Here is a 14,490-nt window from a genome sequence, read left to right as displayed (position 1 = left end):
ACGTCACAAGGGGCGCACCACGTCGTCCAAGGCGCGGCGCGGGGTCAGCGGAACCGGCGCTGCGCTGGTGGCCGCCCAGCCGATTCGAATGATGACCTGTGGGAATCCACTGTCGGAGAGCGCGTCCGCACGCACGAGATCACGAGTGCCCGGCAGTTCCAGCGGTTCGGTGAGCGGACAGGTCGCCAATCCGATCCCGGTGGCGGCCAGCAGCACCGCGCTGGTGGCTTCCCCGGCGCGCAATCGGGACAGCGAGTCATCGGAGGCGGTGTGCACTACCAGCAGGGCGCCGCCGTCGAGATCCTGGATCACCGCCTCGGTCAGCCCGGGGCTGCGGAACTCGCGGGTCAGCGGATCCGCGGCGACCACGGCATTGCGTGCGGGCACCCCTTCCTCGGCCGCGTGACGTCCGCTCCATTCGGCCAGCTCGGCTTGATAGCCGCTGTCGATGTGATGCTGACGCGACGCATCCTGGAAGGCCCGCACCAGCCCGATGCGGGTCGAGCCACCGGGTACCTCACTGACCAGCACCCCCTCGGCGACACCCGACGCGATGATCACGGCGATGTGCGCGGCCGGTATCTCCCACGATGTAACCCGCCGCCGGTCGGTACGGCGCTGGCTGATCGCCCGGGCCGCCGCGACCATGTCGGCGTCCGGTGTCACCGGAGCGAACTCGATGGCCGCGAGATGGTCGGGCTGGGCCGGATTCGGGAATCGATGCACGACGGTGTCCCACCCGAACGAGCGCGCGGCCACCCGGAAGTGATGCAGCGCTGCCCCGCAACTGATCATCAGATCGCGCCGATCCGGATCGGTCTGCGGCAGCAGACGGCTGTCATCGGCATACAAATGCACCGTGGTGTCGCCGACGCGCCACTGCCACGGCTGAGTGTTGTGCACCGACGGCGCACGCAAGGCCAGCGTCAACGCGGCCCGCACGCTGTCGGCATCAGGATGCCTACTAGCCATTGCTGTTTCCTTGTCCTCGACGCCAACATCTGTGCCGCTACCGTCGCATTCGCCGACGACGGCGCCAAAGAGGCCAAAGGCCACAACTCGATGGCCCGGTGACCTCTTCACCGATGACAACGCGCCGAACGGACGCGGCACCCACCTGGACACTGGATGCTTGCCGACACGGCGGCACAATGCGCGTGGCACAACACTGTTCACGCCGAATAGGCAAGGGGCTTCGGTCACCGATCAGGGGTCGAACTCCGGCCCGCGATCGCGAGCAGCACCCTACGCTGAGTGAATGTTGCACGGAGACACCGCGGAATGACCAGAGTTTTCCTAGTGGACGACCACCACATCGTGCGTCGTGGTGTGGCCGACCTGATCAGCGCCGAGCCCGACCTCGAAGTCATCGGTGAGGCGGGCACCGTATCCCACGCGATGGCGCGCATCCCAGCCCTGCGCCCCGACGTGGTGGTCCTCGACGTGCGCCTGCCCGATGGCAACGGCATCGAACTATGCCGCGAACTGCTGAACCACCATCCCGAGCTACGCTGCCTGATCCTCACCTCGTTCACCGACGAACAGGCCATGCTCGACGCCATCCTGGCCGGGGCCCGCGGCTACGTGGTCAAAGACATCGACACCCTCGAGCTGATCGACGCCATCCGCGAAGTCGGCGCGGGCAGATCTCTGCTCGACAACCGAGCCGCCGCCGCGCTCATGGCGAAACTGCGCGAGGAAGCCACGGCCAAGACCGGCCCGCTGGCCACGCTCACCGACCAGGAACGAACGCTGCTCGAACTGCTCGGCGAGGGACTGACCAACCGGCAGATCGCAGGCCGCATGTTCCTGGCCGAGAAGACCGTGAAGAACTATGTCTCCCGGTTGTTGACCAAGCTGGGCGTCGAACGACGCACCCAGGCCGCAGTGCTGGCCACCAAGCTCAACCCACCACCCAGGGTCGAATGAGCAGGCACACTCGCTCGAAATCGAGTACTCGTGCTCCGCGAAGCAGTAACCGTGCCAGCCGACGGGTCCGGAGCCCTTCCGAAAAGCGAATCAGGTTATCCGCTAACGACTTCCGCCCTGCTCGACGAGCAGTAGATCCTCGCGTCCCCGCACGACACGAGTCCGGAATCGGTGACTGATGTGCTCGATCGTGGTACACAGCCATTGCGCGTCGACCCGCGCGGCCTGCTCGAGACGCATACGCCGCACCCGAAACGGTAGTAGTCGCAACGCCGCCGGTCCACCACCGGGATGAATCGACGCGGCATAGAGCAGCCTCAGTTCGGTTCGGTAGGACTCGTAGCCCCTGATGCCTTCATAGTCGTTGATGATGTCACCGCAGCCGTAGAGGATCGGTCGGTCACGATAGATCTCGATCGGGCGGGGATGGTGCGAGGAATGCCCGTGTACGACATCGATACCGGCGTCGATCAACCGGTGCGCGAACTGTATTTCACTCAGCCCCACCCGATAGCCCCAATTCGGGCCCCAGTGCACCGATACGACCGTGATATCGCCGGTGTGCTTGTGCGCCAACACCTGTGCCGCGACATTGTCGGCAGCGCGGTGGGCGGATGAATCCTCGATCAGCCACACGCCCGGCCGGTCATTGTGGGCCGCCCAGTATCCGGGAACACCGCTCGATCGCGCCGCGATCGCCGCGACAACGGCACGATGTTCGTTGTGCACGGTCAATACCGTCGGCCGGAGCGCGGTTTCGGCATCGGCTCCGGCCCCGACGCCGCGGATACCCGCGGTCGCGAGGGCGTCGAGGGTGTCTTTCATTCCGCGGCAACCGAAATCGAGGATGTGATTGTTGGCCAGCGCGCACACGTCGGGTCGGATCGCGGTCAGCGCCGGCAGGTTGTCCGGGTGCATGCGATAGTGAACACCCTTGTGATCGGCGAATTCACCGTCCGCGGTGATCGTGGTTTCCAGGTTGATCAGCCGGATCTCGGGTGCGAGAGTCTCCAGAATCGGCACGGCGTCACCCCACGGCCAGCCGAAGTCCACAGGTTGCGGGATCGGCCCGTTCGCCCGCTCGGCCAGCTCGACGTAGGTCCGGGCGTCATCGACATAAGGTTCACGCAGTGTCGCGTCTCCGGGATGCGGCAGGATCTGATCGACGCCACGACCCAGCATGACGTCACCGCCGAGCAATACGGTCACCCGATCGGAATCATCGACCACACCGAACCACCCACCGCCGTTCCGTCGTCGATCGAGCAGCACCCGGGGCTCACCGACACCTCCCCAGCACCACCATCGCTCCGACCCGATCGAGCTCTTAGAGTCCGAGGTCCTCTGTTCGGATGACCGAAGCCACCCCGGTGCGGGCTCGCGCCAGCAGTTCGGTGATTCCGTGCTCGATGCCCTCGGCGATCAGGTCGATATCGGGGGTGGTGTCGTAGTCGCCGGTGATGCCGAAGGTCAACCGGTCGGTATAGCTGAGGATCGCGATGGTCGTGCGCAATCGCATGGCGATCGGGATGCACGGCAGGATCTCCATGACTTCGCGACCCAGTAGCGATAGTTTGTGCGTCGGGCCGGGGACATTGGTGGCCAGGGCGCTGACTCCGTGCTGGGGGTAGTGCATCGCCAGCCGCAGCGTCCACGCGACGAGCGCGAACGGCAGCCGATCCGCCATCGACAGCACCGACTTCTCGGCCTCGGCCTCACCGCGAGATCGATGTCGCGAGATGCGCCGGTGGACGGCGGCGAGCCGCTCGACGGGATCGGAAACCTCGATCGGCAGGTACGGCAGCATAGCCGAAACCCGATTGTCGAGAACGTATTTCGCATCCTCGCGGCGCATCGACACCGGAACCAGAATGCGGATCTTCTTGGCGGTCGGTTCCTCGCCGCGCTTGTACAGCACGGTTCGGTAGGCCGACGCGACGGCCGCGAGGGCGACATCGTTGACGGTCACGTCGAAGGCGGCACGGATCTCCCCGATATCCACCAGTGACGCGCGCGCGACCGCATAGCGCCGCTGTCGGCCGATCGGGCCGTTGAACGAGGACTCGACGGTCGGCGTAACGGCGGCGGACACGACCGGTATCAGGGCACGCGCCATGTCGATGGCGATCCTCGGCGTGGCAAGCGACAATCGAATACCCTGCGCCGCCATTTCGAACACACCTGTTCGTCGCCGCGTCCCGGTGGTCGTGCGCGGTGCAGTCGTGCCGGAGTCCGAATCGCAGAAGCTCGTGAACAGGCTTATGCCGGAGACCCCGTCCACCATGGAGTGATGGGCCTTGATGATCAGCGCCCAACGGCTGTCCGCCAGATGCTCGACGACGATGCATTGCCATAGCGGGTGGTCGCGGTCGAGTCTTTCCTCGAATTCGGTCGCGACCAGTTCGCGCAGCGCCGCCTCATCGCCGGGCTCCGGCAGCGCCGTCCACCGGAGGTGATGTGCCAGATCGAAATTCGGATCGTCCTCCCACACCGGCGCGCTGAGATCCAAAGTTGCCCGGCGCACTCGCTGGCGGAGCCGGATATTGCGGGCCGAGCTGCTGGTCATCGCCGCGGTGAACTCCGCGCGCGTGGGTGCCGGCCCGGCGAGGATCGCCACCGCACCGATTCCGAGACTGATGTGACGGTCGGTGTCTTCCAGTTCCATGAAGCCGGAATCGAGCGGACCCAACCCAGTCATCGCCGACGCCTATCCCGGCGGCCGCCACGGTCTGCGCCATCGGCTGGGAAACTGCCTACCACAACGATGATTCTCATCGGTGGCGTGCTGCGCGGTGGAGATGCCAAGGTAACCGGGGACGGTGACGTTGGCCCCCAAGGTGTCACGGCCCGCCGCATTCATCCCATCGCGAGATCGCGTCGGCGGAAGGCGACCACTGCGGCGCCGAAGCATGCCAGCCCGATCGCGGTGATCCACAGCGCGGGCGCGAGTGCGAAGTCCTGCATCGGCACTCTGGCCAGCGCGTGGAACGGGCTCAGCTGCAGCGACCAGTTCGGCGCCCGCAGAGCGCTGCCCAGTGCGTCCCACAGGAAGACGGTCGCCACCAGCGCGTAGACGAAGGCGACCGCGCGCGGCGCCATGCCGAGCACCGCCGCGGTGACACCGACCGTGACCACGATGAGCGGCAGGCTGTTGGCCGCCGCGGCGAACAGTGAACCGAGCCCGACTCGGACGCCGGTTGCCGCCGCACCGGCCCAGATCGCCAGCGCGGCGATCACGCACACCGCCATCGCGAGACCGACGGCCAGCAGTGCCCGCCCGCACAGCCAGCCGATCCGTGAGCGCGGCATCGCCAGCACGATCTCCAGCCGTCCCGATGCTTCTTCGCCGCGCGCGGCGACCAGCAATGTCACTGCGAGCAGCGCTGCGATCAGTTGGATGAGGGAATAGAACGCGGCGATGAAGCCGTCGACGGCGATCTTGTCGCCGAAGAACTGGGCATATACCGGTGTGCGGCGCACGAAGTCGAGTGCGGTCTTCACCATGGCGCCCATCAGCAATGCGTAGGCTGCCGTGCCGACCAGCCAGAAAGCCAGATGCGCCGCCTCATCGCGCAGTGCGGCCTGCCATGACGCACCCAATAGCGCCCGCCGGGCCGGTCTGCTGTCGCGCACCGGCAGCACACCACTTCCGACATCCCGCATCGCCAGTAGCGGCAGCGAAACCACCACCGGCACCACGATTCCCACCGCGATAACGGCGAGTACCAGCGGCGACGGCGCGGCGGGCGGGCGCAACAGCTCGAACCAGCCCAGCGGCGTCACCCAGCGCAGCCACGGAATTCCGGAGCCGATATCGGCCGGTGCGCGCAGGATGAAGGCGACCACCAGAATTCCCGCGGACAGCAGTCGGGCCGCCCGGACAGTGCCCGCCAGCTGACTGGTCAGCGCCGCGATCGCCGCGAACAGCAACGCCGGAAGTACCAGCTGGAGACCGAGTTCCACGCAGTTGGCAAAGGTGACCAAATGCTGTGACACGCCATCGGCCGCCAATGCGGACACACTCACCGCGCCGATCACCACGGCCTGCAGCGCGGTGGCGGCCAGCACCGCGGCGAACCACCGCCGCCGCGGCTGCAGGCCGCTGAGCACCAACTCGCCCCGGCCGGCATCCTCCTCGCCACGCAATGCCCCGGTGGTGATGATCGCGGCCCACACCGCCATGATGATTCCGGCGAAGGTCATATTGCGCCACGCGACCCAGCCAGCCGGATCGGCGATGTCATAGGGGTAGCCGTACAGGACCCGCAGGGCGGTGTTGTTGACGAACGGCCCGAGTATCGCTGTGCGCGTGGCCTTTTCCGGGAATACCGAGACGAATGCCTGCAGCTGCGCTGTGCACATCACCGCCGTCAGCACCGTCATCGCGAGCAGCGACATCCGGTTGGCGCGCAGTCTGGCGCGGACGATGACCGCACCGCCGCGCACAGCCTCGTTCATCGCTGCGCCTCGGATTCGATCCGGCCGGAGTCGGTGGCCCCGTCGTGATAGTGGATGAGGAAGATCTCTTCCAGGCTCGGTTCCCGGCTGTCGAGGGTCACCACCGGCATGGTGGCCAGTGCCGCGAGCAACGGTCCCATATCACCGCGTACCTGCAATGCCAGATGATGATCGGCGTGGTCGGCGACCTCCACGCCAGCGAGGTGCCGTAACGGTTCGATATCGATATCGGATTCGGCGAAGCTCACCTCGACACTGCGGGCCGACAGATGCCGCAGTTGCGCCATGGTGCCCTCGTCGATGAGCCGACCCGCGCGCAGGATGCCGACCCGATCGCAGACCGCCTCCACTTCGCTGAGCACATGGGAGGACAGAAAGATCGTCTGCTCGCGTGCCTTTGCTTGGGCAACTGTCTCCCGGAACGCCGCCTCCATCAGCGGATCCAGCCCGGAGGTCGGTTCGTCGAGGATCAGGATGTCCGCGCGCGTGGCGAAGGCCGCCACCAGCTGCACCTTCTGCCGATTGCCCTTGGACAGGGCACGAACCTTCTTCTCGGCGTCGAAATCGAACCGCTTCATCAGCACGTCACGGTAGGCACGATCGCATCCACCCCGCAGATTCGCCAGATAGTCCAGCGTTTCGGCGCCGGTGAGCGCGGGCCACAAGGTGGGCTCGGAGGCCACATACGCACAGTGCCGGTGTGCCGCGACCGGATCCGACCAGGCATCGCGGCCCGCGATCCGCACCGAGCCCGCGGACGCCCGGTGCAGGCCGAGCAGCACCCGGATCGTCGTGGTCTTGCCCGCCCCGTTCGGACCGAGGAAGCCGTAGATCTCACCGCGGGGGATGTCGAGATCGAGCCGATCCAGCGCCAGCGTCCGGCCGTAGCGCTTCGTCAATCCGGACGCCTCGATGACCCCCATGGCGCACCTCCATCCATCCACGGATGTCACACGTTCATTGTCGGCCCGGTTGCCGAGTGCGGGCTAGAGACCGCCGAAACCCCGGGTGCGGTCCAGTACATCCGGTCGCGGACGAGCGTGATGCCGCCGCTGGGCCGGGGCGGAATATCCGGCCGGTCCGGGGCGATGCGCTAGGCCCGAGCCCGGAAGGTCCAGCCGGGGACCAGCTGTTCGATCTGCCCGTGGCATTCGATTTCGATCGGTGGCAGGTTTCCCGGCTCTGACCGGACCTCGATGTCGCCACCGCTGACCCGGATGCGGAGTCGGTGCCCGCGGTAGGTGATCGGGAACGTCAGCGCACCGAGCGATGGCGGCCAGTGCGGTGCGAATATCAAACGTTCGCCACGGGTTTCGAGTCCGGTGAAACAGCGTTGCAGCAGATCGATGCTGCCTGCCATCGCGCCGAGGTGGATACCCTCCGCAGTGGTGCCGCCCTGGATGTCACCGATATCGGACTCGAGGACGCTGTCGAAGAATTCCATGGCGCGGTCCCGGTTGGCGCGGGCCAGCACCCAAGAGTGGACGACGCTGCTCAGCGTCGAACCATGCGAGGTCCGGGCGAGGTAGTAGTCGATGGTGCGGGGGATCATTTCCCCGGGTAGTTCGTAGCCGAGTTCTCCGAGCAGTTCCCGCAATTCGTCGGCGGACAGCAGATAGAACAGCATCAGTACGTCGGCCTGTTTGGCGGCCCGGTAGCGATTGATGTCGTCGCCCTCTGCCTCGAGTATTCGGTCCAGTCGTTGTATGTCGCCGTACCGTTGCCGGTAGCGCGCCCAATCCAGTTCGGCCAGTTGGTCGTAGCCCTCGAACTGGCTGATGACGCCATCGTGGAACGGCACGTACATGCGGCGGCCGACATCGGCCCAATGCGGCGGTTCCGATGGCTCCACACCGAGGGTTTCCAGCAACTCGGTGCGTTCGCGCGGCGCGAGCAGGTCCAGGGCGTCGAGCGCCCGGCCCAATACCCACACCGCCATGATGTTGGTATAGGCATTGTCGTCGATGCCGTCGAAAGGCCTTGCCGGATAACCGGAATGAAACTCGTCCGGACCGATCACCCCACAGATGCGGTAGCGGTCCCGGGTGGTGTCGTAGGTGGCGATACCGGCCCAGAACCGGGCGATCTCCACCAGCATTTCGGTGCCGCATTCGCGGAGGAACTCGCGGTCGCCGGTCACCTGGTAGTACTGCCACACGTTGTGGGCGATCGCGATTCCGATGTGATTCGCCCGCTGGCTCGGATCGGGATTCCAACGCCCGGATCGTGGATTCAGATGCAACTGCTGACTTTCCTCGCGCCCATCGCTGCCGGACTGCCACGGGAACATCGCTCCGGCGTGGCCGTTTTCGTGCGCGGTGCGGCGCGCCTCGGGCAACCGCCGGTAGCGATACCGGAGCAATGATCGGGTCAGATCGGGAAATCGCAGGTTCAGTACCGGGCAGACGAACAGTTCATCCCAGAACACGTGGCCGCGATACGCCTCACCGTGCAGTCCGCGCGCCGGGACACCCACGTCGAGGTCGGCGGTATTGGGCGAGAGCGTCTGTAGCAGATGCAGCAGATGCACGCGCAGGACACGCGCCGCGTTCTTGCGGTCATCGAGTTCGATGGACAGCCGGTCCCACAGGCGTTCCCAGGCCGCGACATGGCCTTCGAGGAGTTGCTCGAATCCGCCTTCGACACCGAGCCAGCGCACGACCTCCTCCTCCGGAGTCGAGATCGCGTGATCACGCCCGGTGCAGACAGTGACCATCTTCTCCACGGTGACCACCGCCCCGGCGGCCACCTCGACGGTGAAATCGTGTCCGATCGCTCCGTCTTGTTCGACGAATTCTCCGGCACCGACGATGACTTCCCCGTTCCGCAGGATCCTGCTGCGCGCGGCGAGCGCCACCGGAATTCCGGATTGGCTGGTCCGCACCGTCAGCAATACCGAATCCGCGGACAGTTTCGTCCCCCGGACTCCGGTGAGATGGTCGCCGGACAGTCCCCGATAGCGCTCCACCAACGAATTTCGCACAGCCCCGTCGATCGCCGAACGGACCACCAGGCGTCCCGACCAGTTCTCGGCGGCGACGGTAGTCCGCAGGGCACAGACATGCGGTCGGTGGATAGCGACCAGCCGTCGCTGCTCGACCGCGGTGATCCGGCCCGCAGCATCGCGGAACCGCAACCGGCGGGTGAGCAGCGCGCGGCGCAGGTCCAGTTCCTGCCGGTAGGACAGCAATTCGGCGGTGTCGACATCGAACCACCCGCCGTCCTCGATCCGGAAGGACACCGGCAGCCAGTTCGGCAGGTTGACCAGACTCTCGTTGGCAACGGTATGCCCGGCGATCTCGTCGGTGAGCCGGTTGTAGATACCGGCTGCGTAAGTCCCGGGATAGTGGTGCTCCCCTGCCCGTGCTTCCGGCGCCGCGCCACGCGTGGCGAAGTAGCCGTTGCCGACGGTGCACAGTGCTTCGCGGAGTTTCTCCGTCTGCGGGTCGTAACCGTCGAAGGCCAGTGTCCAGGCATCGGCCGCGTCCGCGTCGGATTCCCGATGCAAGGTCCCGGCAAGCCGGTCGAGGAGCTGTCTGACCCGGCTCGGTCCGTCCACCGCGAACCGTGCGGCCGTGCGCCGATCGCCATCCTCGCTGTGGCGCACCACGATTCCGATCCCGTGTGCCGCGACCGCGTCGAAGGCGTCCTCGTCGGTCAGATCGTCGCCGAGATAGATCGGCAGCTCTGGGCGAGGAAGCTGATCCAGGATCCAGTCCAGCGCCCGGCCTTTGTCCCAGTCCGTATCGGGGCGCAGCTCGGTCACCTTGCGGCCGTTGCAGATGCGGAGCCCGGACTGTTGCGCGACCGCGTGTACGGCGCCGATTACGCGGGCCACAACCTCCGGCGCGGCATTGCGGTAATGCACCGCGACGGCGAATCGCTTGTGCTCCACCAGAATTCCGGGAGTATCGGCCATTCGGTGGGTGAGCTGGTCTGCGGCAGCGGCGATGGCGTGCTCGGCGGCCGGTGCCTCGTCGTGCACGTGGTGGCCGCCGTCGGGATCGAGCAATTCGAAGCCGTGGCTGCCCGCGTACCAAATCCCGTCCAGCCCTACCCGTTTGCGCAGGTCTGTGAGATCGCGACCGCTGATGATCGCGACCGGGCAGACACCGGCGAGTTCGGTGATCGCGGCCGCCGCGCCGTCGACGAGTGCGGCGGCGTCCGGATCGGGCACGATGTGGGCGAGTGTTCCATCGAAGTCCATCAGTACCGCCACGTCGACGGTATCGAGTAGGGCCGATATCCGAGGCCAGGATTCCAGCGCACCGGGAATCTCCGACATGTGCCGGAACCCGGCCCGCACCCGCACCTCGGCCAGATCGGCGACCACGACATCGGCCCCGTGTGAACGCAGTTGGCCGGCGTGCCCGGTTCGGTCGATGCCGATCACCAGTGCGAAACCGCCCCGCCGCCCGGCCGTCACCCCGGCCTCGGCATCCTCGACGACGACCGTGCGGCCGGGATTCGCGCCGAGCCGCCGAGCCGCCTCGACCAACATGGCCGGATCGGGTTTTCCCGGCAGCCGCAAGTCTTCGGCGACCATCCCGTCGACACGTACCGCGAACAGGTCCCCGATCCCGGCCGCATTCAGCACCTGGGCACAGTTGCGGCTGGCCGAGAAGACCGCGGTAGCGATCCCCGCATCGCGCAGTTCACGTACCAATGCGACGGTGGACTCGAAGACCGGAACGCCGCTGCGGGCCACCCGATCCCGGAACAGATGATCCTTCCGGTTGCCGAGGCCGCAGACCGTGGCGGCGCCCTCGGGATCGGACGGATCCCCCCAGGGCAGTGAAATACCACGTGCGGCAAGGAAATCCGCGACACCGCTGTATCTCGGCTTGCCGTCGACGAAGCGCTGGTAGTCCGTGGCGGTGAAGGGTGAGTGATCTTGCCCGGGCTCGGCGGCGCGGGACGCCAGGAAGGCGTCGAACAGTTCGGTCCATGCGGCGGCGTGCATCGATGCGCTGTCCGTGACCACCCCATCCATATCGAAGATCACCGCGTCATATCGGCGCGCGTCGATCAATCCCGCGGCCTGCTCGCCTGCTTCCACAGCTCAAGCCTGGGTCGATTCATCGGCCCGATCAAGAGCCGGAAGTCATGTGGAGCACGGCCTTGGCAGGGCCGATCGCACCGTCCTGCCGGTACCAATGGCCCAGAGGCCGCAGGTGGCGCTTATCGACGGCCTCCGGTTTCCCGGACCAGCGCGGCATCGGCCGAGTAGGCACCCGCCCCCACGATGAGCAAGAACAAGCTGCCGCACAATTGGGCCAGGTCGACGCGAGATTCGTGCACGAAGTCCCACCACCCCGACTTGTCGGTGAACAATGCTGCCTCACCCCAGAGGATGGGCAATTTGGTGATCAGCAGTGCGCCGACCATATCCACGATCATCGGGATCGCCGCCAAGCGTGTGAGCAGACCAACCAGAATCAGCGCACCGCAGCCGATTTCGAATATCCCGTCGAGTGGGGCAACGAACCCCGCCGCCGGGATATCGAGCTTGTCGAACCGGCCGGTGCCGAGCGCATCGGGCCGCAGAAACTTCAGAATGCCCTCGAAGAGAAAGACCGCGCCGACATACAGGCGGATCAGCACCACCGAGCCGGGCGCGGTGGTCTCAGTGATTCGGGCGAGCCAATTGCCGTTATCTAACATGCGACCTGCCTTTTCGGCCACAATTCTAGGTGGCCCGGAGATAGCCCGGCCATACGGTGACCTTCGGCCCTGTTCGTCGTAACGTCACCATCGAACGATGAGCGGAGAGCCGGAAACTAGCCACAAGGAGGCCCATCGTGACTACCGCCCAAGACATCATGCGGTCCGATGTGGAATGCATCGGCGTGCGCGACACCATGGACACCGCCGCACAGCGCATGCTCCGGTATGACGTCGGTGCGCTGCCGATATGCAACGGTGAGGGGTGTCCCGTCGGCATCGTGACCGACCGCGACATCATCGTCAAGGTTGTCGGTGTCGGCGCGAATCCGAAAACAACTACCGCAGGTGAAATGGCGCAGGGTGCCGACGAGTTGCACACGGTCGAAATCGAGACCGATATCGATGATGTGGTGGCACTCATGGAACGATTCCGGATCCGGCGGCTCCCGGTGACCGAGCACGGCCTGCTTGCCGGCATCATCACCGAGGCCGATCTGGCACGACACCTGTCGGAGGCGACAGTCGGCGAGTTCGTCGAGGCGGTTTGCGCGCCGAACCTCCCGAGCGTCGCCGAGGCTTGATCCGTTCGGAACGCGGAATCGCAGACTGAGCGCTACGAAGGTCGGAGTGCCCAGCAGAACCAGCGATGCCGCACACGATCGAGCGCGGAACCTGCTACAAGGGCGCGATCAGCGTGAGCGAACGACGATCATCGGGACCTCGACCGAATGCAGGAGGGTATTGCTGGTCGACCCGAGCAGCATGCTCGAGAAACCGCCGCGGCCGTGACTGCCGACGATAACCAGTTGGGCGTTCCCCGATTGGTCGAGCAGTGCGCGAGCGGGCCTGTCGGCCACGGTGATCCGGTGCACCGCCACGTCCGGATAGCGTTCGCCGAAACCTGCGAGGCTCTCCGAGAGCAGGGCCTCGGCGACATCGTGGGCGGCATCCCACCCCGCGGCGGGCAGGTCCGTTCCGCTGGTGTCGCTCCAGGCGTGCAGGGCGATGAGGTCGACCTTGCGGCGGGAGGCCTCCTCGAAGGCGATTTCGACCGCGGGCACGCTATTGGCGCTGCCATCGACGCCGACCAGCACCGGCTGGGTCGCCGATACCGCATCGATCGCCGATATCCCGTGGATCACCGCGGCCGGGCAGTGCGCGTGATGGGTCACGGCGGTACTGACCGAGCCGAGCAGTCCACGCTGGAACGCGCCGAGACCCCGGCTACCGACCACCAACATCCCGGCGTGTGCGGAGCGCTCGATCAGCGTCATCGGAACCAGCTCGAACGTCACTTCGGTGGTGATGGCAAGGTCTTCGCCCGGCGCGGCGGTGCGCGCCACACGGGTGGCTTCGGTAACTATGCGCTCGCCGCCTCGACGCAGCCACTCGGTATCGTCCTCGGTCAGCAGCACACCCGGCCCGTAGCCGGTGGGAATCGCTACCGAGGTGAGGATATGCAGCCGCCTATGGTGCAGCGCGGCTTCGACGGCTGCCCACGCCGCGGCCTGATATGAACTCGCCGACCCGTCGACGGCCGCGAGGATCGGCTTATCCAGTGCTGTCATATGTGGGGCGGAATCGCCTGTCACGGGCATTCCTCGGCAATCGGGCGACCGAGATTGCGCCACTGTCGGACCCATCCGGTGCTCTGTTGCCGCGGCGCCAGCCAGCCCCCGGCGAGCAGCAGCAGCCATGCGCTCAACCAGAGACCGGCCAGTGCCGCCAGGCTCGCGCCGAGACCGGCCAGTGCTGCCTCGGCCAGGCGCGGTGGAGCCGAGGTCGGAGCGCCGTCGGGGCCGAGCCATATCGGCACGTCCTTGCCGAGGGCCGCACTGCGGGGCACCCGCACGATCGCGATACCTTGCCGGCCGTTCTCGTACCATTGCACCGTCGCCTCGAAACGACGTGCCGGAGTCCATACCGGCGGGGTCGTGACCGTCGCGCTGACCACGAATTTCGTCGCCTGCTCAGTCTGAATGCGGGCGGCCTCCGAGGAGTAGACGGCGGAGCCGATCGCCCCCGCTATCGGCACGGCGACGACCACAGCGAGCAACACGACGATCCGCAGCAGTGATGCATTTCGACTCAATAGGCGAATCGGCGCGCGCGGGCTCCGCAGCGGCAACAACCACAGCCGGATGAGGCGGGTCCACGAGTCGTGGATCGGGATGGCGGCGGACATCTGGGACACCTCTGTCGACGGCTGCTACTACAACTTCGAGCATCCCGCTCGGTCCGGCCCGTGGGCAGAGACGAAAGTCATACACCGTTAGGGTCCTCCGACCCGATCACACTCCGCCCGGAAGGCTTCGACCGCGCTCGGCAGCGTTGGATAGAGGTGCTGGACGGCCGAAATTCACCAGGTGCCGAAGGTCCTGGCAAATGTCCGACTTCGGCCCTGCCGCGCCGATCACGCGGGGCGCATACTCAGCC

The 14,490-nt window shown here is 66.3% G+C and carries 11 protein-coding genes; 2 read left to right on the top strand and 9 right to left on the bottom strand.

The genetic code is table 11. The features are described 5' to 3' along the window. Positions 1-3: 3 nt before the first annotated feature. Positions 4-972 carry an Acg family FMN-binding oxidoreductase gene (locus tag ACQP2D_RS20370; RefSeq protein WP_433685300.1) on the bottom strand — a complete coding sequence of 323 codons (969 nt, stop codon included), beginning with the start codon at positions 970-972 and terminating at the stop codon, positions 4-6. A 309-nt stretch (positions 973-1,281) separates the two neighbouring features. On the opposite strand from ACQP2D_RS20370, the gene ACQP2D_RS20365 reads away from it, so the two are divergent. After that, complete coding sequence (locus ACQP2D_RS20365; protein ID WP_433685299.1) at positions 1,282-1,929, top strand: response regulator transcription factor; 648 nt, start codon at positions 1,282-1,284, stop codon at positions 1,927-1,929. Positions 1,930-2,031: 102 nt separating this feature from the next. Here the strand turns inward: ACQP2D_RS20365 and ACQP2D_RS20360 are convergent, their stop codons facing one another. From ACQP2D_RS20360 to ACQP2D_RS20335, 6 genes are all read right to left on the bottom strand, one after another. Then, entirely contained in the window at positions 2,032-3,159 is a 1,128-nt protein-coding gene (locus tag ACQP2D_RS20360) for a CapA family protein (RefSeq protein WP_433685298.1), read from the bottom strand. A 97-nt stretch (positions 3,160-3,256) separates the two neighbouring features. Beyond that, positions 3,257-4,627, bottom strand: a complete 1,371-nt coding sequence (locus ACQP2D_RS20355) for a wax ester/triacylglycerol synthase family O-acyltransferase (protein ID WP_433685297.1) — start codon at positions 4,625-4,627, stop codon at positions 3,257-3,259. 158 nt (positions 4,628-4,785) lie between these two features. Further along, complete coding sequence (locus tag ACQP2D_RS20350) at positions 4,786-6,387, bottom strand: hypothetical protein (RefSeq protein ID WP_433685296.1); 1,602 nt, start codon at positions 6,385-6,387, stop codon at positions 4,786-4,788. Next, entirely contained in the window at positions 6,384-7,310 is a 927-nt protein-coding gene (locus ACQP2D_RS20345; RefSeq protein ID WP_433685295.1) for an ATP-binding cassette domain-containing protein, read from the bottom strand. Before ACQP2D_RS20345 ends, ACQP2D_RS20350 begins: the two co-directional genes overlap by 4 nt. A gap of 170 nt (positions 7,311-7,480) precedes the next feature. Continuing rightward, entirely contained in the window at positions 7,481-11,380 is a 3,900-nt protein-coding gene (otsB, locus tag ACQP2D_RS20340; RefSeq protein ID WP_433685714.1) for a trehalose-phosphatase, read from the bottom strand. Positions 11,381-11,568: 188 nt separating this feature from the next. Next, positions 11,569-12,051 carry a DoxX family protein gene (locus ACQP2D_RS20335; protein ID WP_433685293.1) on the bottom strand — a complete coding sequence of 161 codons (483 nt, stop codon included), beginning with the start codon at positions 12,049-12,051 and terminating at the stop codon, positions 11,569-11,571. A gap of 137 nt (positions 12,052-12,188) precedes the next feature. Here ACQP2D_RS20335 and ACQP2D_RS20330 point away from each other — a divergent pair, with 137 nt between their 5' ends. Further along, entirely contained in the window at positions 12,189-12,635 is a 447-nt protein-coding gene (locus ACQP2D_RS20330) for a CBS domain-containing protein (protein ID WP_433685291.1), read from the top strand. A gap of 108 nt (positions 12,636-12,743) precedes the next feature. Here the strand turns inward: ACQP2D_RS20330 and ACQP2D_RS20325 are convergent, their stop codons facing one another. Continuing rightward, on the bottom strand, positions 12,744-13,646 hold the full coding sequence (locus tag ACQP2D_RS20325; RefSeq protein ID WP_433685290.1) for a universal stress protein: 903 nt from the start codon (positions 13,644-13,646) through the stop codon (positions 12,744-12,746). After that, positions 13,643-14,239: a hypothetical protein gene (locus ACQP2D_RS20320; protein WP_433685288.1), complete on the bottom strand. Its 597-nt coding sequence runs from the start codon at positions 14,237-14,239 to the stop codon at positions 13,643-13,645. The genes ACQP2D_RS20325 and ACQP2D_RS20320 overlap by 4 nt, the downstream gene beginning before the upstream one ends. Between the last annotated feature and the right edge of the window lie 251 nt (positions 14,240-14,490).

The organism is Nocardia sp. CA-119907, assembly GCF_050955995.1.
Classification (GTDB): Bacteria; Actinomycetota; Actinomycetes; order Mycobacteriales; family Mycobacteriaceae; genus Nocardia.
The sequence above is the reverse complement of the archived record's forward strand: the minus strand, read 5'-3'. Positions and strand labels throughout refer to the sequence as shown.